The sequence below is a fragment of the Sphaerochaeta halotolerans genome (assembly GCF_003429665.1).
GTDB classification, from domain to species: Bacteria; Spirochaetota; Spirochaetia; order Sphaerochaetales; family Sphaerochaetaceae; genus Sphaerochaeta; species Sphaerochaeta halotolerans.
In genome coordinates this window covers 1-25,982 of sequence record NZ_QUWK01000006.1, presented here as the reverse complement: position 1 = coordinate 25,982, position 25,982 = coordinate 1, and the positions used below count along the sequence as shown (strand labels likewise).

Annotated in this window: 24 protein-coding genes and 1 tRNA gene; 20 read left to right on the top strand and 5 right to left on the bottom strand. The window is 47.5% G+C overall.

Going from position 1 to position 25,982, the window contains the following annotated elements; all coding sequences use genetic code 11:
• The first annotated feature begins 274 nt into the window (after positions 1–274).
• The 5 genes from DYP60_RS06520 (at position 275) to DYP60_RS06500 (ending at position 5,891) form a co-directional block, all read left to right on the top strand.
• Entirely contained in the window at positions 275–1,546 is a 1,272-nt protein-coding gene (locus DYP60_RS06520) for an ABC transporter substrate-binding protein (RefSeq protein WP_117330089.1), read from the top strand.
• Between the two features lie 72 nt (positions 1,547–1,618).
• Complete coding sequence (locus tag DYP60_RS06515) at positions 1,619–2,506, top strand: carbohydrate ABC transporter permease (RefSeq protein WP_117330088.1); 888 nt, start codon at positions 1,619–1,621, stop codon at positions 2,504–2,506.
• Positions 2,506–3,381 (top strand): carbohydrate ABC transporter permease, encoded by an 876-nt coding sequence (locus DYP60_RS06510; RefSeq protein ID WP_240622834.1) that lies wholly within the window; start codon positions 2,506–2,508, stop codon positions 3,379–3,381. The genes DYP60_RS06515 and DYP60_RS06510 overlap by 1 nt, the downstream gene beginning before the upstream one ends.
• A 36-nt stretch (positions 3,382–3,417) precedes the next feature.
• Positions 3,418–4,773, top strand: a complete 1,356-nt coding sequence (locus DYP60_RS06505) for a family 4 glycosyl hydrolase (RefSeq protein WP_117330087.1) — start codon at positions 3,418–3,420, stop codon at positions 4,771–4,773.
• Positions 4,774–4,865: 92 nt separating this feature from the next.
• Positions 4,866–5,891, top strand: coding sequence for a LacI family DNA-binding transcriptional regulator (locus tag DYP60_RS06500; RefSeq protein ID WP_117330325.1), 1,026 nt, complete (start codon positions 4,866–4,868; stop codon positions 5,889–5,891).
• A 182-nt stretch (positions 5,892–6,073) separates the two neighbouring features.
• Here the strand turns inward: DYP60_RS06500 and DYP60_RS06495 are convergent.
• Positions 6,074–6,147: transfer RNA gene (locus DYP60_RS06495), tRNA-Pro, on the bottom strand.
• A 175-nt stretch (positions 6,148–6,322) separates the two neighbouring features.
• On the opposite strand from DYP60_RS06495, the gene DYP60_RS06490 reads away from it, so the two are divergent.
• The 14 genes from DYP60_RS06490 (at position 6,323) to DYP60_RS06425 (ending at position 20,688) form a co-directional block, all read left to right on the top strand.
• A complete protein-coding gene (locus DYP60_RS06490) occupies positions 6,323–6,889 on the top strand; it encodes a TetR/AcrR family transcriptional regulator C-terminal domain-containing protein (RefSeq protein WP_117330086.1) in 567 nt (188 codons plus the stop codon).
• A gap of 85 nt (positions 6,890–6,974) precedes the next feature.
• Positions 6,975–7,739, top strand: a complete 765-nt coding sequence (locus DYP60_RS06485; RefSeq protein WP_117330085.1) for a fimbria/pilus periplasmic chaperone — start codon at positions 6,975–6,977, stop codon at positions 7,737–7,739.
• A gap of 39 nt (positions 7,740–7,778) precedes the next feature.
• Positions 7,779–11,090 (top strand): fimbria/pilus outer membrane usher protein, encoded by a 3,312-nt coding sequence (locus tag DYP60_RS06480; protein WP_117330084.1) that lies wholly within the window; start codon positions 7,779–7,781, stop codon positions 11,088–11,090.
• Positions 11,091–11,164: 74 nt separating this feature from the next.
• Complete coding sequence (locus tag DYP60_RS06475; RefSeq protein WP_117330083.1) at positions 11,165–11,494, top strand: hypothetical protein; 330 nt, start codon at positions 11,165–11,167, stop codon at positions 11,492–11,494.
• Positions 11,491–12,585, top strand: coding sequence for a V0D/AC39 family V-type ATPase subunit (locus tag DYP60_RS06470; RefSeq protein ID WP_117330082.1), 1,095 nt, complete (start codon positions 11,491–11,493; stop codon positions 12,583–12,585). The genes DYP60_RS06475 and DYP60_RS06470 overlap by 4 nt, the downstream gene beginning before the upstream one ends.
• Entirely contained in the window at positions 12,582–14,576 is a 1,995-nt protein-coding gene (locus DYP60_RS06465; protein ID WP_117330081.1) for a V-type ATP synthase subunit I, read from the top strand. The genes DYP60_RS06470 and DYP60_RS06465 overlap by 4 nt, the downstream gene beginning before the upstream one ends.
• Before the next feature lie 25 nt (positions 14,577–14,601).
• Positions 14,602–14,949: an ATP synthase subunit C gene (locus DYP60_RS06460; protein WP_117330080.1), complete on the top strand. Its 348-nt coding sequence runs from the start codon at positions 14,602–14,604 to the stop codon at positions 14,947–14,949.
• A 3-nt stretch (positions 14,950–14,952) separates the two neighbouring features.
• Positions 14,953–15,255 carry a V-type ATP synthase subunit F gene (locus DYP60_RS06455; protein ID WP_117330079.1) on the top strand — a complete coding sequence of 101 codons (303 nt, stop codon included), beginning with the start codon at positions 14,953–14,955 and terminating at the stop codon, positions 15,253–15,255.
• Positions 15,256–15,266: 11 nt separating this feature from the next.
• Positions 15,267–15,863, top strand: a complete 597-nt coding sequence (locus DYP60_RS06450; protein ID WP_117330078.1) for an ATPase — start codon at positions 15,267–15,269, stop codon at positions 15,861–15,863.
• Positions 15,860–17,638, top strand: coding sequence for a V-type ATP synthase subunit A (locus tag DYP60_RS06445; protein WP_117330077.1), 1,779 nt, complete (start codon positions 15,860–15,862; stop codon positions 17,636–17,638). Before DYP60_RS06450 ends, DYP60_RS06445 begins: the two co-directional genes overlap by 4 nt.
• Entirely contained in the window at positions 17,628–19,049 is a 1,422-nt protein-coding gene (locus tag DYP60_RS06440; RefSeq protein ID WP_206363115.1) for a V-type ATP synthase subunit B, read from the top strand. The genes DYP60_RS06445 and DYP60_RS06440 overlap by 11 nt, the downstream gene beginning before the upstream one ends.
• An 8-nt stretch (positions 19,050–19,057) precedes the next feature.
• Entirely contained in the window at positions 19,058–19,759 is a 702-nt protein-coding gene (locus tag DYP60_RS06435) for a V-type ATP synthase subunit D (protein WP_117330076.1), read from the top strand.
• On the top strand, positions 19,743–20,225 hold the full coding sequence (locus DYP60_RS06430; protein WP_117330075.1) for a universal stress protein: 483 nt from the start codon (positions 19,743–19,745) through the stop codon (positions 20,223–20,225). The genes DYP60_RS06435 and DYP60_RS06430 overlap by 17 nt, the downstream gene beginning before the upstream one ends.
• A gap of 10 nt (positions 20,226–20,235) precedes the next feature.
• Positions 20,236–20,688: a PTS sugar transporter subunit IIA gene (locus DYP60_RS06425; RefSeq protein WP_117330074.1), complete on the top strand. Its 453-nt coding sequence runs from the start codon at positions 20,236–20,238 to the stop codon at positions 20,686–20,688.
• 30 nt (positions 20,689–20,718) lie between these two features.
• Here DYP60_RS06425 and DYP60_RS06420 read toward each other — a convergent pair whose 3' ends face one another.
• The 3 genes from DYP60_RS06420 to DYP60_RS06410 all read right to left on the bottom strand — a co-directional run bounded on the left by DYP60_RS06420 (position 20,719) and on the right by DYP60_RS06410 (position 23,124).
• The gene (locus DYP60_RS06420; RefSeq protein WP_117330073.1) at positions 20,719–20,943 is read right to left on the bottom strand and encodes a hypothetical protein; all 225 of its coding nucleotides are present in this window, start codon (positions 20,941–20,943) and stop codon (positions 20,719–20,721) included.
• A 297-nt stretch (positions 20,944–21,240) separates the two neighbouring features.
• Positions 21,241–22,431 (bottom strand): iron-containing alcohol dehydrogenase, encoded by a 1,191-nt coding sequence (locus DYP60_RS06415; protein WP_117330072.1) that lies wholly within the window; start codon positions 22,429–22,431, stop codon positions 21,241–21,243.
• Between the two features lie 12 nt (positions 22,432–22,443).
• The gene (locus DYP60_RS06410) at positions 22,444–23,124 is read right to left on the bottom strand and encodes a lactate utilization protein (protein ID WP_117330071.1); all 681 of its coding nucleotides are present in this window, start codon (positions 23,122–23,124) and stop codon (positions 22,444–22,446) included.
• 122 nt (positions 23,125–23,246) lie between these two features.
• Between DYP60_RS06410 and DYP60_RS06405 the strand changes: the two genes are divergently transcribed.
• The gene (locus DYP60_RS06405) at positions 23,247–24,926 is read left to right on the top strand and encodes an MBL fold metallo-hydrolase RNA specificity domain-containing protein (RefSeq protein ID WP_117330070.1); all 1,680 of its coding nucleotides are present in this window, start codon (positions 23,247–23,249) and stop codon (positions 24,924–24,926) included.
• Here DYP60_RS06405 and DYP60_RS06400 read toward each other — a convergent pair.
• A complete protein-coding gene (locus DYP60_RS06400) occupies positions 24,923–25,525 on the bottom strand; it encodes a GNAT family N-acetyltransferase (RefSeq protein ID WP_117330069.1) in 603 nt (200 codons plus the stop codon). The genes DYP60_RS06405 and DYP60_RS06400 overlap by 4 nt on opposite strands.
• Between the last annotated feature and the right edge of the window lie 457 nt (positions 25,526–25,982).

Here is a 25,982-nt window from a genome sequence, read left to right as displayed (position 1 = left end):
TATCGCATATTCATGCATATGATCACGTATGTGTATTCACTCCAAAAAGCGTTATGAAACGTATATTTTTCTTCAACCAGACAGGATTCATGCGCTGCCCAGTGAAAAGCTCCATATACTCCTGATGGAGACAAGTGGAATCGCTTCCATTTTTTTAAAGTTTTTTCTTGACAACCAGAAATGGTGTGGTAGTGTTAGCTATAGGTGTTACGTAACACCTATCTATAAATGCAAACAGTACCGGGTGGGTTAACCCGTACTAAGGAGGATTCGCATGAAGAAAAAGATCGCAGTAGTTCTGTTCTCAGTTCTTCTGGTGACCAGCGTGTTCGCCGGCGGTGCACAGGAAGCAGCGTCCAGCGATAAAACAACCGTGAAGATGTTCCATTTGAAGGTTGAGATCAAAGATGCTCTCGATGAGTATGCTGCACAGTACTCTGCTGCAACTCCCGGTGTGACCGTGGAAGTCGAGACGCTTGGCGGAGGTGCTGATTATGGTGGCGCTCTGAAGGCTAAAGCACAGGCCGGTGATATGCCCGATATCTTCCAGATCGAAGGACTCGGCGGTTACAATGTCTGGAAAGACTATATTGCCAGCATGGAAGGAGAGCCTTGGGTAGACGATACAGACTTGGAATTCGTCGTGGATGGAACCGTGTATGGTTTCCCTGTGGCCATTGAAGGATATGGACTTGCCTACAATGCAGAGATCCTGGCAAAGGCCGGTATCGATCCCTCCACTCTGACGACCCGCGATGCCTATGAGAAGGCATTCAAGACCCTTGAAGCGAAGAAGGCAGAGCTCGGCATCGACGCTCCTGTGGCGATGGCAGCCTCCCTCGCAGGAGGAATGTGGTGGGTCGCTGCTCAGCACAACCTTGCAGTTTATTGGGGCGGAGGCCTTGATTTCACTGATACAAGCGTAATTGAGGATGCTCTGAAGGGAAAGATGGATGAAGCACGCTTCACTGAGTACGCAAAATATGTACAGCTCCTTTTCAAATATGCCGATCAGAACATTCTGCTCAACGGAAGCTATGACGACCAGGTCGGTTCATTTGCTCAGGGCAAGACCGCTTTCCTGCACCAGGGCAACTGGGTAGATCCCAACATGGCTCAGATGGGCGTCACCTTCAAGATGGGATATGCTCCTCACGCGTTCACGAATACCCCGCAGACCGGTCTCTACCTGTTCGCTCCCAGCTGGTACGTCGTAAATGCACAGAGCCCGCGGGTTGAAGAAGCGAAAGCGTTCCTGGCGTCGATGGCAACAACTGCTGAAGGACATGATTACATCGTCAACAAGGCCGGTATGATCCCCGCCTTCAAGTCGGTCACACTCAAGCCCTCCGGACAGTTGAGTCAAGCTCTTATGGAAGCCAATGCCAAGGGTGGAAACTATGGTGTATTCTTCGGAATGCTTCCTGACGGTGCAGGCCAGAATGTGTTCGGTCCTGTGTACGACCTCTTCGCCCAGAACCAGAATAATCTGAATCAGTTCATTTCAGACATGAAGGCGGCCATCGCAAGTCTGCCGACCATGTAGGACTATTACACGAATGATGTACGGGCGAAACCGCCCGTACATCATATTCAAAATAACAAGGAGGAGCCCCGAATGAAGCAGCGCAGCGTAGTGAATATCCTGTTTCTGGCACCGGTCGTGTTCACATTCATTATGATCATCATTGTGCCCTTCTCACTGGGTATCTATTATTCACTCACAGACTGGAACGGGGTGAGTCCCAACATCCACTTCGTCGGTTTCAAGAACTTTTCGAAACTGTTCAATACACCCGATTTTATCCATTCCTTCCTAATAACTGTTGGTTACACTATAATCAACGTCATTCTTGTCAACATAGTAAGCTTTACCCTGTCGCTTATCGTGACGAGCAAGGTGAAGTTCCGTAACTTCTACCGTGCAGGATTTTTCGTCCCCTACCTGATCGGAGGCATCGTTCTCGGTTATATCTGGCAGTTCATCATGAACAATATTCTGGTTTCGCTTGGAACAACCTACGGAATAGAAATGCTCCAGTCCTCATTCCTGAGCAGACCTGAGACGGTCATTTGGGTGATGTCGGTGGTCAATACCTGGCAGTTCTCCGGCTACATCATGCTGATCTACGTCGCGGCGATCCAGAGCATTCCAAAGTCGCTCATGGAAGCTGCCTCTGTCGATGGTGCGGGTTTCGTGCGCAACGTCTTCAACATCCTGATCCCGATGATGGCCAACGCCTTCACCATCAGTTTGTTTCTGACCCTGACCAATTCGTTCAAGCAGTTTGACATGAACCTGACCTTGACGAATGGTGGACCGGCTACCCGATTCATGGGGGTCCCTGTGAAAGCTTCCCAGCTGCTGGCGATGAACATCTTCGACACCGCGACTGCGAACAAGATGGCCGAAGCGCAGGCAAAGGCTGTTGTGCTCTTTGTCGTCCTGGTCGTGGTATCCTTGATCCAGGTTTCGAACAACAAGAAGAAAGAGGTGGAAATGTGATGAAGAATACCATGTCATTCAAACGGCGGGCTCCCATGCTCATTCTTGAAGCTTTCACGATTCTTCTCTTCATTCTTTTCATGATTCCCTTTGCAATGGTCGTGCTCAATTCAGCAAAGACTTCCCGAGAGATTATCATAAATGCAGTTGCGTTGCCTGAGAACTGGGGACAGCTGGGCAACAACATCTCAAGAATTTTCAACAATCCTACGGTCGACTACCTCAGCGCATTCGGGGACTCGGTGATTATCACGGTTCTTTCACTGCTTGTAATCATCACGTTCTCATCGATGGCAGCCTGGGTTCTTGTGAGAAACGAAAAGAAGACATGGTCGATTATCATTTTCATGGTCTTCGTAGCTGCTATGGTCATTCCCTTCCAGGTTTTGATGTACCCCCTGGTGAGATGGCTGAGGATACTCGGCAATGTGTTGAACCTGCGTCTTCTTGGTACCGTGAGAGGAATTGTGTTCGCATATCTCGGATTCGGATCCTCTCTTTCAATCTTCGTGTTTCACGGGTTTATCAAGAATATCCCCTATGAACTGGAAGAGGCCGCGACGATTGACGGGTGCTCTTACCCGCGGATTTTCTTCGAAATCGTATTCCCTCTTCTGAAGCCGATTATCGTGACTGTAATGATTCTCAACGGAATATGGATCTGGAACGATTATCTGCTTCCCTATCTCGTTCTAGGATCGAATGGTGCGGTGCAGACTCTTCCGGTTGCCGTCACAGCGTTCGCCGGAGCATACCTAAAACAGTGGGATCTCATTCTCACTTCCACTCTCTTGGCTATCGTACCTATTATCATCCTCTATCTGTTCGCTCAGCGCTACATCATAAAGGGGATGGTAGAGGGAGCAATAAAATAATATACCGGGGTCAGCCGGTAGAAGGAACATCGCTGTATGAAAATCGTACTAGTAGGAGCTGGATCACTCCAGTTCGGACTCGGAATGCTCGGAGATATCTTTCAGAGCAAAGTGCTCACAGGCTGTGAGGTCACGCTTCTTGACATCAATGCCGTTGCGATGGAGCGAGTCGAGCGCATCGCAAAGGAGTTCCTGAAGAAGGAAGCTCTTGATTTCACAGTGAGTGCAACCTTGAATCGCAAAGAGGCTTTCACGGGAGCTGATTTTATTATCTCTTCGATTGAAGTCGGAGACCGTTTCAAGCTCTGGGATGATGACTGGAAAGTACCATTGCAGTATGGGGTGCATCAGGTCTATGGGGAGAATGGAGGTCCCGGAGGCGTATTCCATTCACTGCGGATCATACCCCACATTCTCGATATTGTAGGGGATGCCGTACAAATCTGTCCTGATGCCTGGATATTCAACTATTCCAATCCGATGACTGCGATCGGTACTGCAGTGATGCGTAAATATCCCCAGGCGAGGTTCGTCGGTATGTGTCACGAAATTGGCTGGCTGAATCGCTGGTTGCCTGCCATGCTCGATAAGGAGATTGAAGATCTCACTTTCCGTGCCGCCGGGCTCAATCACTTCAGCTGTTTGTATGAGCTGAAGGACAAAGCTACAGGGGAAGACCTCTACCCACAGGTACTCGAGAGATCTGCCGAGTTCTTCAAGCAAGAAGCAGGATACAGTGATTTCTACGAGACGTATCTCAAGACCGGGAAGATGGAGAGCCATGAAGCCTTCGATAAAAAGGGACCTGGACGGAAGGGTCGTTTCGAGTGGACCGACAAACGCATTGCGAAGTTCATGCTTGAGCATTACAAGTTGCTTCCCATCACCGTGGATAGTCACTTTGGGGAATACCTCTCCTGGGCCTGGGATATTGTGGATCATCGTGGAATCCTCGATTTCTATGATTATTATCGTGCGACTTTGACCGTCGAACAGAGACCTGAGATCGAGCTAAAGCTGCATGAGCGAGCGATTCCTATCATCGAAGGGATTATCACCGATTTGGGATATGAAGAGGCTGCGGTCAATGTGATAAATGACGGACTGATTGAGGACCTGCCTTCCTGGGTCGTGGTCGAAGTCCCTGCAGTCATCAATAAGGATGGGGTGAAGGGTATCAAGGTTCCCTCCCTCCCCAAGGGTTATCTTGCCCTGATGAGAAACTACTGTGGTGTCTACGATCTCACCGCTGAAGCGGTCCTGCAAGCCAGTAAGGAATTGGCAACTCAGGCAATTATCGCGAACCCGGTGGTGAATCAGGTCTCACATATCAATGACATGGTGACCCGTATGATTGATGTCCAGAGTAAATGGCTCGGGTACCTAAAATAGTGAATGACTCACTCCCTCTGCAGTGCAGGGGGAGTCGAGTCAATCTGATGCAGGCTTTTGACAAAGCTTGGGGAGATGCATATAGTAAGGCCATGTTGACTATCAAAGAAATCTCCAAGATGGCTGGAGTCAGTCCTACCACTGTCTCGAATGTAATTCATGGGAGAACCGGCAAGGTGTCTCCCGTAGTCCGAGACAAGGTCAAGAGGATACTGAAGGAAGTCAACTATGCACCGAACATGGCTGCGAACATCCTTGCCCATGAGAATTCCCGTATCGTAGGGGTTGTCTTTTTCAGTGAACCACGCAGGGATGAGACGCAGTTCGAAGATCCTTTCAGCTTCACCATTCTTGGTAACATTGAATGGGAACTCAGACAGCTTGGCTATTATATGATGGTTCATACAACCAGTGACCAGAACGAGGTGCTGAGATTCGTCCAGTCATGGAAGCTTGCGGGGGTTATTATACTGTGGGTGCCACGTGAGATCATACCCCGTATCAGCAATCAGGTTTCGTGTCCGGTAGTTCACATCGACAGTTATGATTACGATATAGAAGGCGACATGCGATATTACCGTGTCGGGATTGAAGACAGGTCAGGAGGGTACCAGATATCTGAATATCTCCAGTCAATGGGGCACCGTCAGATGGTGTTCCTCTCGAACGGACCAGAAAAGACCGGTTCCGACTATATGCGTTTTCTAGGGTTGAGGGATGCTCTTGAGGAACAGGGAGGGAGCCTTGCCGAAGAGAATTTCATACCCCTCTCAAGAGTCAAGGAGGAACGCTATGCTCTATACGAGGAGCTTGCCTCCCCCGATACTTCCTGTACCGCTGTGGTCTGTTCTGCTGACTACTATGCCAGTGAAGCGGTATCGTATTACCAGAAAACAGGGATAACTGTCCCGGATGATATTTCCATCATCGGCTTCGATGACAACATCTTCAGCAGGATCCTCACTCCATCCATCACTACGGTTCATCAGGACACTGGTAAACGGGGACGACTTGCTGTGGATATACTGATCAAACTGGTTGAAGGTGAAAAGGTTGATCCTCCTCATGTGACCCTCCCTGTCTATCTTCAGATACGGGATTCAGTCAAGAGGATATAGCGTTCTCCGCTGAGAGGGGCAGCATGGCTGGACTCTACTTCTGATGCTTCTTGGGGCAGAATATTCTGTCCTGTTGAGCGATGAGCGTGAACAGGAGGGTTGCAAGAATCATGAGAAATTTGGTCACAAAAAAATAAAAAAAATCCTGCAAGAAAATACTTCTTACAGGATATTGTATTATATCGGGCTGGGCGGATTTGAACCGCCGACCCCATGTCCCCCAGACATGTACGCTAAACCCCTGCGCTACAGCCCGAACAGTATCGGTTACCCGACAGGAAGGAACATTACCATGAAAGGTTTCTTGTGTCAATAAAACATTACTAGTAGTCAAAGAAAGATTTTTGCGGTAGGATGACTAATACTATTTATTAAGACTTCGTCGTAATTGTGTTCAATTATATGCACGAAGAGGCAGGAAAGGAGTACCCATGGCGCAGATGACTAAGTTGGCACTGGCCGAATCCTTGAAGCAATTGATGGCGGAACACACCTTGAATAAGATTACCGTAAAGGAAATCGTGAATCGCTGTGGAGTGAATCGCCAGACATTTTATTACCACTTCAGAGATATCTACGATTTGCTTGATTGGTTGTTCATTAATGAAGGGCAAGAGTTTGCCCGTCGGTATCCCAGTATTCATACGAGGGATGATGGAGAATCGGCAGTAAGGAGTATGTGCACCTATTTGGTGGAAAACAAGACGATGATTGTGAATATATATCATAGTCTTGGAAGAGAGTTGCTTGACAGATATCTCTGCCGTGAGATGGCGAAATTACTCCATGGGACCCTCGTTGATCGTGCAAAAGAGTATGGTACAACAGAAGAAGATCTTGCGTTCCTGATTGATTTCTACAAGCATGCGTTTGTGGGAACTTTGCTCGATTGGGTGCAAGCAGGACTCCCTGGTGAAATTGATGACATCGTGCTTCAGTTCATTCCAATGCTTAAAGGGACTTTTGATTCTGCCTTAAAGCGGATGGCTTTGTCTTGATAGCGTCCAAGATGACTTGATGAATCAGGTATGATAGCGTACACTGACAGCGAATTAACTCAATGTTATGATAAGAGAGTGAAATATGAACCAAATTCAGAATAAGAGAGTGAAACGGACCATTGTTTTTCTCTTGCTCACCTGCTTGTTGCTTTCTTCAGCTTTTGCTTATCAGTTCTCCCCACTCGAACAATCGTTCCAACCAACGGGCGCTGAGAGCACCAAGACCTACACCATTGTAAATGATAGCAATGACTCAATCGCCATCAGCTTATCAGCACTTATTCGTGACCAAGATGCTCAGGGAAATGAGGTTAATAAACCTGCGGATGCATATTTCTCTATTGTTCCGAATAAATTGGTAGTTCCCCCGCAGAGCAGTTGGGTAGTGCGTGTACAGTATCGGGGTCCAAGAACAGTAACCAATGAGCTCTCTTTTCGCTTGAAAGCAGAGCAGATTCCGTATTCACAGGGGAAGAACAGTTCAGACAAGGGAATGTTCAATTTTCTCTATATTTACACGACAAGTTTGTATGTATTGCCTACAAGGATTGTTGAGAATGTTGGGGTGAGAGCGGTAACTCCTTCACGTCTTGAAGATGGTTCTCCTGCTTTGGCCGTGACCCTCGCCAATCTTGGTACGGTGCACCAGTTGTTGATTTCTGCAGTATTGGAAGTCAAGGACAGCAAAGGAAATACCGTAGTGCTGCAGGGAGAGGAAGCATTGGATGGCATTGATGGCATGAATATTCTTGCAAAGAAATCGGTGACAAAAAACATCCCCTGGCCTGAAGGCCTCTCCCGTGATCCTGGAGTTACCTATCAAGCCACAATCAAATACTCGAATTAAGAGGAGTGTTCTGCTCCTTGTTCTAGAAAGGTTTTTCGCATGAAAGCAAGAGGATTCGCACACGCAATATTCCTGGTGATTTTGCTTGTGCTCGTTGCCCTCTTTCTTTCTGCATTTCTTTGGACGTGCTTCAACCAACCAAGAACAGAAGATTTGCCCTCCGTTATCAAGGTCGCGCGGCCGACTCCTAAGCAACCCACTGTGGTAGCTCCGACAATAGGAGAGGAAACAAAATCGGAAGAGACGCCTCCCCAAGCGATTGTATCAGGAGCAGAAATTCCAAAAACAGTAGAGGATTCCATCCCTCAACTCCCTCCTCCACAACACCTGCTTTCATTTCCCCATTTCCCTGGATTTGGTTGGAGATCTGCATATATCAAGGTACCCGGTGTACCCTCCTTTGCGAAAGCGGCTGCAGTTAGTCCTGTGGTTCCTGACCCTCCCTTCCTATTTGAACCTATGGTTCTTACCGAGGAAGAGTGGGATCTCTTCTACGGAGGGTCGTTTGAAGAAGAGGAGTATACGGATGATTTCTTTGCAGATTTCTTTATTGTCGGAAAAGATACTGCCATTCAATATGAGGATGGGTTCTATTATCTTGGCCTTTATATCAATAATGAGATTGCAGGAGACATTGAGGTAGAGTTTGTAGGTGAGCAACGACTCTTGAATACCAATGAACTGGCGCAGTATGTAGGTCCGTTTATTACGGAGGCAGCAAATCAACGCATATTTGGTGATGGACTTGCCTATATCTCCCTTGAAGCATTGCAGAGTCGCAATGTTGAAGCCCGATATGACGCTGCCGAGTTTGCCATATACCTCCAATTCAGCCTGGAAGATATGCCTGAGCGGACGGTAAGTATTACCTCACGTTCGATCAATAGGAGGGAGCAGTACGGCATTAGTGGGGCAATCGTGCTGGAGCCTGCCAAATTTGCGGTTGCAAGCTCGCTCAGCCTCTATGGAATGCTCGACTATGATGCGGATTTCTCCGCAATAAACCAGAAACTGCTCTCTCTCTCAGTTTCCAACAGAATTTCCACGCTCGGTATTGGTCTCAACTTCTACTATTCACTTTCTTCTCTACAACCGTATTTCAACCCGGGAACCTGGAATGGGTTCTATGACTTTGTTGAATCTAGCCATCGTCTGAGTTTCGGTCATGTAGGAACCAATCTGAGCAATAAGAATCTTGGCTCATATACCAATGTTGGTATTACGTTTGAGAAGAATTATGCCTACGGAACCGAACGAGCGAAGGGTAATCAGTTTGAATACCGGATTGTATTGGTTGAGCCCTCCGAGGTCATTATTACCATCAACGGGGAAGAGGTATTCAAGCGAAAATTCCAGGCAGGTACCTACCGCCTCAGGGACTTTGTCTTTACCCAGGGCGCCAATCAGATTAAGATCACCATCATTCCAGACAACCATCCAGAGGATGAGAGAGTTGAGTATGTTGACATGGGCTATGACTACCGTTTGCTTGGCAAGGGAGATAGCCTCTATGGCTTCGGCTTCAGTGTTCCTAGGGAGAAGTCTACCACTGCCACCGCCGATGTCAGTATTCCTTGGTTCAATGATCAGTATCTCTCCTACCACCCTGATGCCTTCACCGCCACCTACTACCAGCAGACAGGCTTGACGGATGTTTTTACTTTAACCAGTGAGATTGCCTTTAGCCCCGGTATCTTCAGTGGTATGTTCAATGGGGTGCTTGCAACTATGGTGGGAACTTCACAATTGCAGCTTTCTCTTGGTCTGGATGCTTCAAAGTTGGCTCCATCGTTCTCCGCAAGTCTGAGCCACCGTTACAGTGGACCTCAGGAGAGCGGGTTTGGGACGATTAGCGGGACCGTGAACCATAGTATTCCTGCAAAGGATGCAGGAAGTCCTGTTACCACCAATACCTCGTTCTCCCTCTCATACTCAGGTAGCTTTACCGAGAAAGTTCGGTATACCCTTTCGGGAAATCTCTCCTATAACTCCAGTATTCAGTATCCAGGTTGGAGTGCGTCCTTTGCTACAGGATTTTCTCCCTTCCCAGGATTCTCACTCAGTGGTTCAATTACAGCTAATGGACCAAGTAGTAATCCTCTCGATCCAACTGTATCTGCTCAAATATCAGGGAGCTATACCTTCAGTCCCAAGCTCAGTACCAATGCCTCCACAAGTGTACGTTCCGGTACTCCGTTCCTTGATGGCACTGCATCAACCTCTATGGGAATGAGTTGGAGACCTTCCGGGGATGATAGTGTCAATCTTTCCCTGAGCGGGTTCCGCTTGGAAGATCCGAGGAACCACTCCATTGTTGCGGCATGGGCCCATAGTGGTGAGCTTTCGAACTTCTCACTCCGGCAACAAATCGGCAACTCCTATCAGGATATGACTACCACCTTCACTGCAAGTACTGCCTTGGCGTATGCAGATGGTGCATTCGGCATTGGCAAGGCAGTCGGGGAGTCCTTCCTGTTGGTGAAACCAACCGGAGACTTGAAAGACTCAGATATCTCCATAGCACGGAGCTTGGATAGTTCACCGTCTGCTTTAAGCAGACCCCTTGGAAGCGCATTGTATAATTCACTAACTCCCAACACCAAGAACAGCATCGTGGTATTCAGTAGTGGAGTAAGCGAGTACTCAACTGGTACTTCGTTTGTCTATGAATTAACCCCACGAAGCAGGCAGTCCTTTGTTGCAAGACTGGATATGGAACCATCCTTTACGGTCAGCGGAGTCCTCTACATGGCTGATGGTTCTCCCTACGTGCAATACTCCTCACCTGTGTATGAGGTGCGGACGAATGCAGCAGGAGAGGAAGAGCTTATCCGCAATGATGCACTCTATCTTTTCACTGACCAAGAAGGACGCTACATCCTCAGTGAAGTGGTGAGTGGTACCTACCTGTTTGACCTACAAGTGGATGACCTCTGGTATGCAGTCCGGTTTGTCGTTCCTGACATTTCTTCGGAGGAATTGGGCTTGGACCGGGTCTTGTTGCTTGAGGACTTCTGGGTTTCTGATCCTGCCTTTGAGGAGCGGATCATTGTTAAAGACACATCCAGTGGTTTGCAGGTTGAAGAGGAAATGGATGTGTTCGGTTCTGAGCTTGCTACCGGATATGATGCACAAGTCACTCTGGAAATAGTGGAACGCATGGATGAGGAGACGTTCTGGAATATCATCTTCCCGCCGTTTGATGAGAGTGATTTTGGGTTTGAATCCTTTGAACAGGATGGCTTTGTGACGGAGGATGATTTTGCTTTTGATGAAACTCTGTTCGACTCCATGGTTGATTCTGAGGCGGCCGATCCAACTGCTCAGCAGGTTGTCACTGCAGCTCCTTAGTTTGCTTGACACGTTTATGCAAAAGGTAGAGTATAGAAAAGAACCTGTATAACTCTTTAATAGGAAGTGAAACTGTGCGTAGCGATATAATCAACGATGTATTATCGGTTGAAGATAGAGCACAACAAATCATAAGAGATGCCGAACATTCAGCCAGAGATATTATTTCCGCCGCCCAAAGTACTGCTAATGAACTCATACGTTCCTCTGTAAAAGAAGAGCGTGATCGTCTTCGTGCACTACAGGAACAGGCCGAAACTGAGGCCAGAGCGGAAGTTGAGGAGTATGAAGAGAGCTTGAATATCTCCAGCAACATTTCAGGGGAAACCCTTGACACCATCGCACATGCAATCGTAGAGCAAGTTTGCAAAACCGATTTTGATGCTTTTCTGGAACACAAATGAGCAGTGATCGTGTATCGTTGTATGGGTTCATCAACGCCAAGCTACGGGCGAAGATTGGCTTAATGCGGCAAAGCAAGGTTATTGAGAATCTCTTGCACGCTTCTTCCTTGGTTGAAGCTGTGGGGGTGCTTCGTGACTCCAAATACCATGCAGTGGCCGAAGCATACGACCGAACAGGTGACCTCCAGCAAATGGAACTAGTTTTGCTTGGGATGGAGATTTCCATGTACAAGGAGGTTGCACGCTATCTTGAGGGCAGTAGTGCAGATCTCATCAACCATCTCCTTGAAAAAATTGAAATAGACAATCTGAAGAACACCCTCAGACTCTGGTACAGCAGTATCATGCGGCAACGACCGATTCGTCATCGCAGTGAATACTTGTTCAAGGAAATAATCCTCTATCCCATTGATTGGACTGCATTGATCAATGCAACCAGCTGGGATGTTGTCGGAGAATCCCTGAAAGACAGCCCATACCATGCCACAGTGACTGCGTTCAGCGAGCAAGACTTGCAGCAATCAGGATTGTTCCCCTTGGAAACAGCACTGGATCGTATGTGGTATGTACATCTGATGGATTGTGTAAAAACGCTTAAGAAAGCAGATGAAGAAGTAGCTACATCCATGTTTTTGTTGGAAATTGACCTACGTAATCTAATCATGTTGGTACGCTATGGATGGTATCATCATATGGATGCTGATGCTGTGAAAAAACTACTGCTTCCTTGGGGCAAAGTTGCATCAAGCAAGGAGACTGAGGCTTATTTAAGGCAGAATGCATCTGAGCGTAATCCTCATTCAATCATCAATCGTTACTATCCAGGGCTTGAGCAGGAAACGGTTCCGTTACATCGAGAAAGTACGAATTACGATGAGGCGAGTTTGCTTGAGACATTAAAGATTGAAGGGTATTTGGCTGAACGGAGAAAAGCCATCTACCAGCGTATGCTTGCACAAGATCCTTTTACCATCGGGCTCTCCTTATCCTACTTCTTCCTCTTCAAGGAAGAAACTAGTATGGTGAAGGCCATTCTCAATGGGAAGTACTATGGGTATGAAGAAGCGTACATCAGGGGGGTGTTGGTATGAATTTGTTTACACGACCAATGAAATTACTTACTGCTGTGGTTTTGGAACAGACAAGTGATAGGGTCGTCAAATCCTTGCTTCGGCTAGGTGTCTTGGACTTTGTCCATATCAACAAACTTGACCCTGGCCAAATGGAGAAACTTTCCTTCCGTCAGAGTTCTGTCAGCCGTTCAGCTCTCCAAGATATGCGTCATCGGGTGGAAGCCTTGCTCAAGCAGGGGCATATTACCGTACCAACCAGTGAAGTGCTCGATGTGCAGAACTTGGAAAAGCCCCAGCTTGAAGCATTCAAGAAAACGTTGGATGACCTCACTGCGAGCTTACTCTCCCTGAAAGAGAAACAGAAAGAGAGCAACCAGATGGTGATGGGCCTTGAGGAGATGCAACGCTATATCAAGGAGGACAAGGGAGAGTACCTTGACCTCAGGGTTGGGCAGATTACAAAAGGCCGAAGTGAGGACCTCAAAGAAAAGATTGCTGCCTTTGGAGGCCTGTTGGAAAGCGTTGAAAATACTGATCTCTGGATATCCCTGACGCTTCGCCGTGATGTAGGGCAGGTTGACCCTCTTCTGGAAAAGTTCGGTTGGATGGAATCCAGTGATGTCCAGTTGCAACAGCAAGCTATTTCCATGATCAAGGACCAGCTTGGGAAGGAACACGATGCAGCACTTGCAGAACGTGAGAAGATTGAGAAGGCTGTTGATGAGATGGTATCAAGCCAACAAGCACAGTTGTTTGCCATTTGGGCGAATCTTCGGTTGAATGAACTGAGTGACCAAATCCGCTCTTACTTTGCTTATACCCGCAATACAACGCTTTTCTCCGGTTGGGTCCCTACTGATCAGGCGGAGGTTGTTGAGCAAGCGATCATACAGGCAAGTGAAGGACAGTGTGTCATTGAATGGACTGATGCTAGGCAGGTTCCCCGCAATGAGGTTCCTGTAGCAGTATCCAGTCCCAAGATACTTGCTCCATTCCAAAGAATGGTAAACAACTACAGCACGCCAGAGTATGGCTCGGTCAACCCTACCATCTTTGTCATGATTGCCTATCTCTGCATGTTTGGTCTGATGTTTGCCGATGTAGGTCAGGGATTGGTGCTTTTATTGGTTGCCTTGCTTGGAAAGTATGGATATAAGAAGAATCCGTTGAAGAAGGATGGGATGATCAGCCGGAATTTGACTGATCTTCTGATCTATCTGGGCATTTCTGCCATGATATTCGGAGCGCTTTTTGGCAGTTATTTTGGCTTGAGTCTCTTTCCTGCAATCTGGTTCAATTATGAGGCAGTAGTAGCAGGACATGGAGGGGATGGTTCCCTAATCACTGATGTGTATGATATTCTGGGTCTGACTGTCAAGTTCGGCATTATTGTTATCTATACGGGCTTGGTGTTGAATTGGATAAATCTTTTTAGGAAAAAATCCTATCTACAGCTTACCTTGGATAAGAACGGATTGCTGGGAGGTGTGCTCTTTGGGACAGGGCTCTATATGGGCTTCGCCTTTGTAGAGAGTGGCTATCAAAGCTTTCCTTCTGATCCTTGGATAGCCCCAGTTCTTGCCGTTTCCCTTTTCCTACTCTTGATAAGGGGTTTCCTTGCTTACTACATTTCAGTTAAGCAAGGAGGAAAACGCCACGATTTAGGGACCGTGACGATGGACGCAATTCTGGAGTGGTTTATAGATATTCTGGAAATTTTCACCGGATATCTTTCCAACACCCTTTCCTTCATGCGTGTTGCAGGACTTGGCATCGCACATGCGTCACTGATGCAGGCATTTAAGGAACTCTCGTCTTTGGTTGATGGTTTCGGCGGAGTGGTGATTTTCATCCTAGGAAATATCCTGGTGATTGTCCTGGAAGGATTAAGTTCAGGAATACAATCTTTGAGGTTGAACTATTACGAGTTCTTCTCACGGTATTTTACCGGAAAGGGAGTAGCTTATCAGCCAGTTGGGTTGAAGAACTCTTCTTCCGAGCAGAGATAGTGAATTTTTTGAGGAGGGTCACAGTATGACCAACATCGCATTCAGAAGAAAAGTATCGATGACCTTTGTAGCAACAGCACTTCTGCTTCTTGCAAGCGGCTTCATCTTCGCACCCAGCGCCTATGCTGCAACCACTGAGGCTGCCACTCGTGGTGATTACAATCTCGCTCTGGTATGTTTTAGTGCAGCATTGGCTTTTGGTCTTGGTGCATTGGCTGCCGGTATGGCTATTGGTAAGGTTGGAAGTGCCGCCATGGGTGCCATCAGTGAGCGTCCTGAGATTGCCAGCCAAGCTTTGATCTTCATAGCACTTGCTGAAGGTCTGGTTGTCTTTGGATTTATCACCAGTTTGATGATCCTTGGAAAGGTATAATCGATGAAATATTTTGTCATCGGTGACGAAGATACCGTACTTGGATTTTCCCTTGTTGGTGTGTTCGGCATGGAAGCGACAAATGCACAACAGGCCAAACGAGCCTGGGACAAGGCGGTGGAAGATTCACAGAATGGCATCATCATCATTACAGATGAGGTTGCAAATATGATCAGGCCTATTGTGGACCAGTTTTTATTTTCCGAATCCTTCCCCCTTGTTGTGGAAATACCTTCCCCCCGTTCAAAAGAGGGAGGTACAGACTTGCGTGCCCTGGTCAATAAAGCGATTGGGGTATCATTGTAGGATGAGTTCGTATGGAAACAACTGACAACCGATTGCTTTCAGGCATCTTGGAACAAGCTGAGCTGACTGCTCAAAAAAAGCTTGAGGATGCCCAAAAACAAGCAGGACGTATTGCAGAGGAAGCCCAGCTCAAGATTGACAGGGAGATAGCCTCCTTGCAGAAGGATCATGAGCAGAAACTCAAGAACATTGAGTTGAAGAAACAGGCTAATCTGGCAAGTGCCAAGCGAAAGGCGAACCTTCGACAGATCGATGAGAGCTATCAGCAGGTACTTAGGCGTGTGACCGAACTGCTTGATGCAAAAAAGGTTGCCAAGCATCTGAGCACATGGATTGCAGAGGCTGCTATCGGTTTGGATCTCAAGGAGGCCAAGGTTGCCTCTTCTCGTAAATGTCCCGTGAAAGAGGAACATCTCGAAGAAGCAACCCGTCTTGTGCAGGAAGCCACTGGTGCAAAGATTACCTTGCACCTTGACCCAAAACCATTGCAAGGCCTCGGTGTGATTGTTTCCTCGATGGATGATACCATTTCATTCAACAACCAGGTTGAAATCCGTCTCAGACGGTTCGACCGCGATATCAGGTCTTTGATTCAGGAACATTCATGAAAGAAAGAATAATCGGACGTGTCAAACGAGTAAATGGACCGGTTCTCATCGTTAAGGACATCACAAATGCCATGATGATGGAAATGGTCCGTATCGGTGAACAACAACTGGTCGGGGAGGTGGTCAAACTCTATGATGGATTGGCTACTGTCCAAGTGTATGAGGATGCAACTGGTATCTGTCCAGGTGACAACGTCTATGGAAGCGGTATGAGTCTAAGCGTCGAGCTTGCCCCTGGGCTTATCGGTACTATTTATGATGGTATTCAGCGTCCATTGGAGAAACTCATGGAAGCTAGTGGCGCTTTCATTTCACGTGGTCTTTCCTATGATGCGGTAGACCATGGAAAACAATGGGAATTTACTCCGGTTGTTGAAGCGGGTACGATCGTCTATGCAGGAATGGTCATTGCAACAGTAGAGGAGACCAGCCGGGTCCAACACAGGATTATTATTCCTCCCCAGTACCAAGAAGCAACGCTCAGTGAAATTGTTCCCGCAGGATCCTATACGGTAGATGAAGTCATAGCGACTTTGGTTCTTCCTGATGGAAAGCAACAGAAAATTACCATGGTGCAGAAGTGGCCGATCAGGATACCGCGACCAGTAGCGAGTCGTCTTGCATTGAAGCAGCCTCTCGTGACAGGGCTTAGGGTCATTGACACCCTTTTCCCTCTGGCGAAGGGAGGAACGGTGGCAATCCCAGGTGGGTTTGGCACCGGAAAGACCATGACACAGCACTCCATCGCCCAATGGTGTGATGCAGATATCATTGTTTACATTGGTTGTGGAGAGCGTGGCAACGAGATGACAGACGTATTGAGGGAGTTCCCTCTCTTAGTTGATCCACGTACCGGCCAGTCATTGATGGAGCGTACCATTCTCATTGCAAATACATCCAATATGCCGGTAAGTGCCCGTGAAGCGAGTATCTACACGGGAATCACGATGGCTGAATACTATCGCGACCAAGGATATCATGTGGCTATCATGGCAGACTCAACCAGCCGTTGGGCTGAAGCACTCCGCGAGCTCAGTGGTCGTATGGAAGAAATGCCGGCTGAGGAGGGCTTCCCAGCTTATTTGCCGACTCGTATCGCACAGTTTTATGAACGGGCGGGCTTCATGCGAAACCTTTCTGGAAGCGATGGTTCTGTTTCCATCATTGGGGCAGTGAGCCCTCCAGGTGGTGACTTTTCTGAGCCGGTAACGCAACATACAAAACGATTCGTACGTTGCTTTTGGGGCCTGGATCGACAGCTTGCAAGTAGTCGGCACTATCCTGCAATAAGCTGGTTGGACTCCTATAGCGAATATCTTGGGGATGTGACGCAGTGGTGGAATGACCACAGCGATGGATCGTGGTACGAGAACCGGCTGCGGATCATGGATTTATTGCAGAAGGAAGTCCGTTTGCAGCAGATCGTCAAACTTGTAGGTCCTGATGCCCTTCCCGACACCCAGAACTTTATTCTGGAAGTGTGTTCTCTCTTCAAGACCGCATTCCTCCAGCAGAACGCCTTTGATGAAGTCGATCGGTTCTGTTCAGTTGAGAAACAGGTAAAAATGCTTGCTGTAATCCTTGCCTACTATGAGAAGGGGATGGAAGCAATCAACAAGGGAGTTCCGATGGTGAAGATAAGAAGACTCCGTGCTGTCCAAGAGATGGCAAGGATGCGTCTTACCGTCAAGGGAGATGAACTTGATAAGATTGATAAGATCCAGCTAAGGCTTGAGCGCTCCATTGATCAGATTGGAGGAATCTATGAAAACTAATACTGAATCATTGATGGCCCAAAGTGATCGGAGGCTATTAAGCGGTAGGGAATACCGTGGGGCTAGCAGGATTGATGGACCATTGGTATATATGCGTAATACCCATCCGGTCGGTTTTGGAGAGTTGGTTGAGGTAGTTACTCCTGATGGTGCACGCCGTTCAGGGCAGGTACTCGACACCAGTGATGAGGTTGTCGTCGTCCAAGTCTTTGAGGGAACTGACAGCCTGACACTTCCTGGTACCGGTATGCGGTTCATGGGAGAACCCCTCACATTGCCTGTTTCAGAGCAAATGCTTGGTCGGGTTATGAACGGACTTGGAAAGAGCAGAGACGGGTCAGGTACCATACACGGTTTTGCCGAGCGGGATGTGAATGGGGTACCTATCAATCCAACGGCACGTGAGTATCCCAGGGATTTTATCCAGACCGGGATTTCAGTTATTGATGGCATGACAACACTGATTCAGGGTCAGAAACTTCCTATTTTCAGCGGAAACGGCTTGGATCACAACCAACTCGCCGCACAGATTGCCCGTCAGGCAAAAGTCCGAGGAAGTGAAGGGGATTTCTGCATTGTGTTTGCAGCCATGGGTGTCAAGCATGACGTAGCCCGTTTCTTCACGAATAGCTTTGAGGAGAGTGGTGTACTGGACAATGTTGCACTTTTTCTTTCCTTGGCTGACGACCCGTCCATCGAGCGAACCATTACCCCCAAGACGGCTCTGACGTTGGCTGAGCATCTTGCCTTTGACAAGGGCAAACAGGTACTGGTTATTATGACTGATATGACAAACTACTGTGAGTCATTGAGAGAGATTGGCACCATGCGTGGTGAGATTCCGTCCCGAAAAGGATATCCAGGCTACCTGTACTCCAATCTTGCGGAGATTTATGAGCGTTCTGGAAAGATAACAGGAAAGAGCGGGTCAATTACCCAGCTTCCGATTCTTTCCATGCCTAATGATGACATCAGCCACCCAGTGCCAGATCTGACAGGATACATCACTGAGGGGCAGATTGTGTTTGAGCGTGGAATGCAGGCGCGGGGAATCTATCCACCTATCAACTGTTTGCCCTCTCTTTCGCGCTTAATGAAAGACGGCATTGGGGAGGGGATGACCCGAGAAGATCATCCGCACCTAGCAAATCAATTATTTGCATCCTACAGTCATGTGAAGGACGTACAGAACCTGGCTTCGGTTATTGGGGAAGAGGAGTTGACCACACTCGACCAACAGTACCTTGAATTCGGAAACTTCTTTGAAAAGCGGTTTGTGAACCAAGGGTTTGATGAGGATCGAAGTATTGAACAGACACTTGATCTTGGTTGGGATGCTTTAGGAAAACTGCCTTCCGAGGAGTTGCAGCGTCTTAGTGATGAGGAGATTGCCGAACATTACGGCAGATAGGAGGAGTTTTGAATACTACACTTGCTCCTACAAGGAGCAATCTGCTCAAACTGATAGATGACCTCAAGTTTGCCCAACTCGGGTATGAATTGCTCGACCAGAAACGGTCAATCCTCGTGGTTGAGCTCCTTACACTTGTAGACCAAGCAGTTGATTATGAGGGTAGGGTGGTCCAGTCACTAGGTGAAGCCCAAAATTCGCTTAGTGATGCTATCATGCAGATGGGGCGACTGAGGGTGGGAAACCTGGCAGGTGCCGTCAATATTGACTATTCCATTGAGTTGAGCTCTCGGAGAGTCATGGGGGTCACGGTTCCCAAGGTGAATACCTCGTTCTCCGACCATAGTCCGTATTTCAGCAGTGAAGATACCAGCATTCTGAGTGAACTTTCCATTGATAGGTATCGAACTACACTGCAGTTGATGGGAAGGCTTGCCGAGCTGAAAGTCTCAATCATGAGGCTGGCAAGAGAAGTGAAGAAAACGATACGGAAGGTAAATGCACTGGAGAAGATTGTCATTCCGGAAAACAAGGAAACTATTGCCTGGATGCGTTCTCGCATTGAAGAACAGGAACGGGAGAATTTTATCCTGCTGAAGGTAGTGAAAGATAGGATGGAGAATGCCAAGGCATCGGTCCAGGCTTTGACCACTTCAGAAGATGATGATACGATGAAATCACAGGGAGGTTTGCATGGGAGTTCCGTTTAAGCAGATCGTCGTGTATCTCGATGGTTCAGAGAGTTCGATGACAGCCATAATGTATGGCATCAAGTTGGCCAAGGAACACGATGCAAAACTGACCGCCGTATATGTAGTAAATACCAAAGCCTTGAGTGAATTGGTCAAGGCGGGTATATTCGTGACGGTGGAACGTGATGAGTACCAACGCGACCTACAATTGGATGCTGATAGATATCTACGGCATGCCTCCCATCTTGCCCAGCAGAAGCAAGTACTCATAGAAACGGTAAAACTGGAAGGTACTGTGCACATAGTGATGAAAGAGCTGTTGAAGTCTTCAAAAGCTGATCTGCTGGTGCTCGGAGGGGTTACGGATATCCGTTCTCGACGAGAGGAGCTTGCCAGTGAGACTGACAGGATGCTACGTACCTCACCTTGCCCTGTACTGGTAGTCAGGGATGATGATGATATCTGGCTGGAATTTGAAGCATAAGGAGCTTTGCATGAATGTACTGGATGTATTGGACAGAAACTTGGTGAAGGTGCCCCTCATGCACACCGACAAACAGGGTGTGATTACGGAACTTGTTGAAGTGATGGCGAAAGCAAAAGGGTATTCAGCTAAGCAGTTTGAAGATGTTTTGAACGCTGTCCTTGATCGAGAGAGTCTCGGCTCCACCGGCATCGGTAACGGAATTGCAATCCCGCATGCAAAGAGTGATGTGGTGGAACATGTTTCTCTGGTGGTTGGCATAAGCAGATTACCTGTTGAATTTGATGCGCCAGATGGACAGAAGAGCAGAATCTTTTTCTTGGTGTTGGCTCCTTCAAAGGAAGCTTCCGCGCATGTTGAATTGCTTGCTTCCATTGCCCGAAGTTGCACAAGCCAGGTATTCAGACGAATGCTGGAGCAAGCCAGGGATAGTGATGAGGTGGTACGGCTGTTCATGGAATAGGCATATACTGGAAATAAAAGGAAAGCACTCTCAAAGCGAGGGTGCTTTATTCGTTACAGCTGAACTTATTCCCTGTTCTATCATATCGTAAGGTATCTCATTCCCCAACGGAGCGAGAGGAAAGGAATCAGCATGATGGTTCCTCTCTGGAGCGAGTGCCGGGAAAGCAAGGTGAGATACCCCGTCCCTTGGGGCGGAAAAGGAGGCAACGCCTCCTGAGTCCAGGGCTTGCCCTGGGGTATTGATACCTTTCATTGTGTAGTGATGTTCCGTCTCTTGTTTCACTCCTGAAAACCAAGATTACAGAAGTATACACGCTTTCAGAGATTATAGAATGCTCGAGTTCTCTGAATCATGATCTTGGATTCTCTATGCAAGGTAGAACCTGGCAAACCTTGGCTTCCAAACTGACCAACCAAGGTATTGATACCTGTCATTCGTTTGTATCGTTCATTTCTCAGGAGGAATGCACTGGCAAGACTGCGGCGGGAGAAAGGTCCTCACCGCACCCTTGAACAGTACTTGTTGCTCTATCTTTGGCAGAGGAGATGCTTAACCTTGGTTGGCATCCATATAGATGTCCTTGATCTCTTTCGCTCCCAAAACGAGGAAGTTCCCTAGAGTCCTCTTACCAAAGAAGGTAGCCTTCAGTGTCATTTCATCAATTTGCTCTTCAGTAGGAGCAATTCCTAATTCCCGGAAATTGGTAGGCATTGAAATGCTCTTGAAAAATGCCTTGACCTGCTCGATGGCTTTCAATGCATCTGCTTCAGCATCCTCAGTTCTCTCGATGCCAAATACAGCGCTACCGAATGCCGCAAACCGCTCGGGTTTCTGCTTATACACATAACGAGCCCAACTATCCCAGATTGCGGCAAGTCCGGCACCGTGGGCCACGTCAAACATTCCGCCCATCTCGTGTTCCAACTGGTGTGGAGCCCAATCTCCAGGGGCACTGTTCCCAGCTCCGGTTAATCCGTTGTGTGAGAGGCTGCTCGCCCACATGATGTTTGCACGTGCGTCATAATCGTCATATGTATCTTTCAATACGAGAGCAGATTTGATTACAGTCCTAAGCAACCCCTCCGCAATCTCATCAGTTAGATCCATGGTGTCATCGATGATGAAATAGCGTTCCATTGTATGCATCATGATGTCTACAGCCCCGCACATAGTCTGATACTGTGGCAGAGTGTATGTCAATTCAGGATTCATGATGGCAAACTTGCATCGTGAGGAGTCATGATTCAGGCCTCGTTTGAGATTACCGTCTTCATTGGTGATGACCGAGGAGTTGCTCATTTCACTCCCTGCTGCGGCGATGGTCAACACAGTACCGACTGGAATACATCCTTCAACCTGCCGCTTCTGGTCATAGAAATCCCATACTTCGCCACCATGGTACAATCCATAACCGATGGCCTTTGCTGAGTCGATGACCGAACCGCCACCAACAGCGAGCAGGAAGTCTACTCCCTCGCGTTTACCCAGCATAATACCTTCATGTACCTTGCTGAGCCGTGGGTTGGGGACTACCCCTCCTAGTTCAACATAGCTGATGTTTTCTGCATCGAGTGATGCTTTGATACGGTCCAGCAATCCTGTTCTCTTTGCACTCTCTGATCCGTAGTGGAGCAAGACTTTCTTGCAGCCCTGTTCTTTGACCAGTGTTCCGACTTGTTTCTCTGTGTCTTTCCCGAAGACGACACGGGTAGGGGTGTAATACGTAAAATCTGTTGTCATGATTCCTCCAAATCAATATCCGAGGCTCTCACCGATTATGAGAACCTTCATTCTTCCAGGTACATGTTGGTGGCTGAACACCACATAGTTTGAGCAAATGGTGTGTTCGCAAGCACCTGCTGCGAGAGCCATGAGATTTCGTTCATCACAATTTGGGTTGATGCACTTCCCACTCTCTACACAATAAGTACCTGTATCCAAGCGTCTTGCATTGGAAGGCGCGGCAATTTGCTTTACTCTGAGAATGGCACTTATCAGGTCAGGGACAATCTTGTCCCAAGAGACCACTAGGATGACCTGTTTTGGGCCATAGAGCAGGGCAGCTACCCTGTTGCTTGTCCCGTCAACACAGTACAGCTCTCCATGTTCGGTAACGGCATTGGCACTAGCAAAATAGGTATCAACAAAGAAGCTCTTATGCAGGACCTCCGTGACTTCCTCTTTATCCAGGCCTGGTTTGTAACGGTCGAAAAAGGTATAATTTCCATTTCTCAGAAGATCCAGGACTCCTGTTTCCTTAAGGGTCACAGACCCTCCCACTGCTACACTCTCTCCTTTTGAGAGAAGCGACGTGACCACAGGAACAACATCCTGTACCGTTTCAATGAAGCGGGCATCAATATTGTTTTTGTTGAGCGCCTTGATAGTACGTTGTACCTGCAAAGTACGATTCGTTTTGACAATTGCATCCATAGGCTTTCTCCCTTTAGGGTAGGATACCCAATCAAGCTTTGCATTACAAGATACGTTGGATTTAGAATGCAATTGCACTGTGCCCACAACAGTCGTATTGTAGTAATAGAGAGGTACTCAGAATGTTTATTACGTTTTTCGGAGCAGCACAACAGGTAACAGGTAGTTGTACGCTGGTGGAGGTAAACGGCAAGTATTTGCTTGTCGACTGCGGTCTCCCCCAAGGCAATGATGAGAAAGAGTCAGGAATAGATCTTCCCTTCGATGCGCATGCCATTGATTACGTGTTTCTTACCCATGCCCATATTGACCACAGTGGAAGAATTCCACTGTTGGTGAAGGAGGGGTTTGAAGGAAAGATTTTCTGCACATCAGCAACCGTTGATCTTTGTGAGATTATGCTTGCCGATAGCGGCCATATCCATGAGATGGAGGCTGAATGGAAAAACCGGAAAGCAGTGCGTGCAGGCAAGAAAGGAGTGGAGGCTTTATACACGGTAGAAGATGCGAAGGATTCAATGCGTTTCTTTTCTCCTTGCGACTATGAGACGGTCTGCGAGATTGATGAGGGCATCAAGGTTCGGTTCAATGATGCGGGACACCTGCTGGGTTCATCTTCCATTGAGATGTGGCTCAGCGAAGGAAAGGACCATCGCAAATTGGTATTCTCTGGTGATATTGGTAATTTTGACCAGCCTTTGATCAAGGATCCAGACTATATTGATGTTGCGGATTTTGTGGTGATGGAGTCCACGTATGGAAACCGGGTACATAAAAAAACCGAGAATGCTGTGGGTAACTCAATTCCTACAAAAGTGAGGGCACAAGAACTTGCAGATATCATCGAGAGAACATTCAAACGTGGTGGCAATGTGATAATTCCCGCTTTTGCAGTGGGGAGGACACAAGAAATGCTCTATTTGTTACGGGTCATCATAGAGAAAAAACTTTGTCCGACGGTCCATGAAATTCCGGTATTTGTGGATAGTCCGCTGTCTGTAAAGGCAACCCATGTGTTTGCTGGAAATTTGTTTGGCTACATGGATGAGGAGACGATGGAACTGGTGAACAAAGGTATCAATCCTATCCTGTTCCCCTCTTTGGTAACCATTACTGATGTAGAGGGTTCAAAGGCTTTGAATCGACGGAAAGAGAGTTGCGTAATCATCAGTTCCAGCGGGATGTGCGAAGCAGGAAGGATCAAGCACCACTTGAAGCATAATCTATGGAGAAGTGAATGTACGGTACTTTTCAGTGGGTATCAGGCTGGGGGTACGCTTGGGCGTTCCATTCTTGAGGGAGCACGACATGTCACCATCTTTGGTGAACAGATAGATGTACGGTGTGAAGTAAAAGAGTTGCATGGTATCAGTGGTCACGCTGACCAAAAGGGATTGGTGAAATGGCTTACCAGTTTCAAGAAGGAACCAAGACGAGCCTTCATTGTACATGGGGACAAGGATGTGGCTCCTTGGTTTGCTTCCTATGTTTCCAGGACTCTGGGTATCAAGGCATATGCGCCGAAAGTCCTGGAACGGTTTGATTTGCTCAAGGAAGAGACATTGCCACTTGCTGAGCCCATGGAAGAGATTATGCTTCCGTACTTCAGGGAGCTCAATGAGGCTTTGGCGGAGTTGAAAAAGCAGGAGGCCGATTTACTTGCTGTCGTTCAGCGGTTGGAAAATGCAGGGAAGGAGAAGACCCTCGAAGAAAAACGTGCACAACGACTTACCAATGCAATCAATAGGCTTGCCAGTGACTTGGAGTACCTGAAGATAAAATGGGGAGTGGATGCCGACTAGGGGAACTGTATTCCAAACACTGAGCCCCAGCTCTGCTGTTCAAGGATAGTGAAGCCCATTCGCTCATAGAAGCCGTAGGCACGGGTGTTCCGGCCGTCCACACCAAGATGGATGCCTGGGACACCTTTCTCTTGTACCGCTTGAATGAAGGTTTCCATCAGGCTTCGCCCCAACCCCTTGCCTTGTAAGTGAGGTAGTATGTTGATATGGAGATGTGCTGGATATCCCAGATTTGGCCACATCTCTTGTCCAGGACCCTTGAGGAGCGTTCGAATAACCGTCTCTTCTGCCTCACTCTTGAACGCTTGGTGATGTTTGTAATGTTTCTGTAAGGGAGGAAGCCAAGTTTCCAGAAGCCAGGATGATAAAGATGCTGTATCGCTCGTTCCTACAATATATCCAGAAGGTGTTCCATTTTCATCAAGTGCGACATAGCAGAGCTCAGGTTCAAAAAAGAAGTAGGGAGCTGCATAGTAATGACCGACACACCAGGTGTCATTGAAATAAGGGGTACCATCAAGTCCTGCAAAGGCAGTCTTGAGTGCGATAGAATAAAGATATGGGATATCCTGAGCTAAAACAGTTCTGATGTTTTGCATGTATGTTTCCTTTCTCTTCTTACCATATCCTTAATATAGGAATTTCTCAATAAAAATGTAATTTGTTGAAAGAATGCAACTTAGACTTATAGTGAAAAATTTCTTTAAAAGTGCTGGACAATATATGAAATAGGGTTTATCATCACTCCTTGTTCAGCAACGAGAACAGAGACTGATTCAAATAACTAAGTATCGCTCGATACTTGACGAAAATGGAATATATCGGATACTCTGAAAGAACGCCCCCTTAAGAGGGGATGGAAAAATTTGATGCGTAAATGTCAGGTTTTACTATGATTATTGAAAGTTATTAGCGCAGGGAAGAATAGAGAGATTGGAACAGTGGAAGACCACCAAGATGGGCTTCCCAGTCAATTCAGAGAATGAAGAACGATAGTGTAACAAGCTACGTTCGTGCGAGAATTACAGGGAAAACTTACAAGCAAGGCAAGCCGGG

Excerpts from the sequence above, each read along its gene's own strand:
- DYP60_RS06520 (WP_117330089.1), top strand. The coding sequence starts at position 275 with ATGAAGAAAAAGATCGCAGTAGTTCTGTTCTCAGTTCTTCTGGTGACC.
- DYP60_RS06515 (WP_117330088.1), top strand. The coding sequence starts at position 1,619 with ATGAAGCAGCGCAGCGTAGTGAATATCCTGTTTCTGGCACCGGTCGTG.
- DYP60_RS06510 (WP_240622834.1), top strand. The coding sequence starts at position 2,506 with ATGAAGAATACCATGTCATTCAAACGGCGGGCTCCCATGCTCATTCTT.
- DYP60_RS06505 (WP_117330087.1), top strand. The coding sequence starts at position 3,418 with ATGAAAATCGTACTAGTAGGAGCTGGATCACTCCAGTTCGGACTCGGA.
- DYP60_RS06500 (WP_117330325.1), top strand. The coding sequence starts at position 4,866 with ATGTTGACTATCAAAGAAATCTCCAAGATGGCTGGAGTCAGTCCTACC.
- DYP60_RS06490 (WP_117330086.1), top strand. The coding sequence starts at position 6,323 with ATGGCGCAGATGACTAAGTTGGCACTGGCCGAATCCTTGAAGCAATTG.
- DYP60_RS06485 (WP_117330085.1), top strand. The coding sequence starts at position 6,975 with ATGAACCAAATTCAGAATAAGAGAGTGAAACGGACCATTGTTTTTCTC.
- DYP60_RS06480 (WP_117330084.1), top strand. The coding sequence starts at position 7,779 with ATGAAAGCAAGAGGATTCGCACACGCAATATTCCTGGTGATTTTGCTT.
- DYP60_RS06470 (WP_117330082.1), top strand. The coding sequence starts at position 11,491 with ATGAGCAGTGATCGTGTATCGTTGTATGGGTTCATCAACGCCAAGCTA.
- DYP60_RS06465 (WP_117330081.1), top strand. The coding sequence starts at position 12,582 with ATGAATTTGTTTACACGACCAATGAAATTACTTACTGCTGTGGTTTTG.
- DYP60_RS06460 (WP_117330080.1), top strand. The coding sequence starts at position 14,602 with ATGACCAACATCGCATTCAGAAGAAAAGTATCGATGACCTTTGTAGCA.
- DYP60_RS06455 (WP_117330079.1), top strand. The coding sequence starts at position 14,953 with ATGAAATATTTTGTCATCGGTGACGAAGATACCGTACTTGGATTTTCC.
- DYP60_RS06450 (WP_117330078.1), top strand. The coding sequence starts at position 15,267 with ATGGAAACAACTGACAACCGATTGCTTTCAGGCATCTTGGAACAAGCT.
- DYP60_RS06445 (WP_117330077.1), top strand. The coding sequence starts at position 15,860 with ATGAAAGAAAGAATAATCGGACGTGTCAAACGAGTAAATGGACCGGTT.
- DYP60_RS06440 (WP_206363115.1), top strand. The coding sequence starts at position 17,628 with ATGAAAACTAATACTGAATCATTGATGGCCCAAAGTGATCGGAGGCTA.
- DYP60_RS06430 (WP_117330075.1), top strand. The coding sequence starts at position 19,743 with ATGGGAGTTCCGTTTAAGCAGATCGTCGTGTATCTCGATGGTTCAGAG.
- DYP60_RS06425 (WP_117330074.1), top strand. The coding sequence starts at position 20,236 with ATGAATGTACTGGATGTATTGGACAGAAACTTGGTGAAGGTGCCCCTC.
- DYP60_RS06420 (WP_117330073.1), bottom strand. The coding sequence starts at position 20,943 with ATGAAAGGTATCAATACCCCAGGGCAAGCCCTGGACTCAGGAGGCGTT.
- DYP60_RS06415 (WP_117330072.1), bottom strand. The coding sequence starts at position 22,431 with ATGACAACAGATTTTACGTATTACACCCCTACCCGTGTCGTCTTCGGG.
- DYP60_RS06410 (WP_117330071.1), bottom strand. The coding sequence starts at position 23,124 with ATGGATGCAATTGTCAAAACGAATCGTACTTTGCAGGTACAACGTACT.
- DYP60_RS06405 (WP_117330070.1), top strand. The coding sequence starts at position 23,247 with ATGTTTATTACGTTTTTCGGAGCAGCACAACAGGTAACAGGTAGTTGT.
- DYP60_RS06400 (WP_117330069.1), bottom strand. The coding sequence starts at position 25,525 with ATGCAAAACATCAGAACTGTTTTAGCTCAGGATATCCCATATCTTTAT.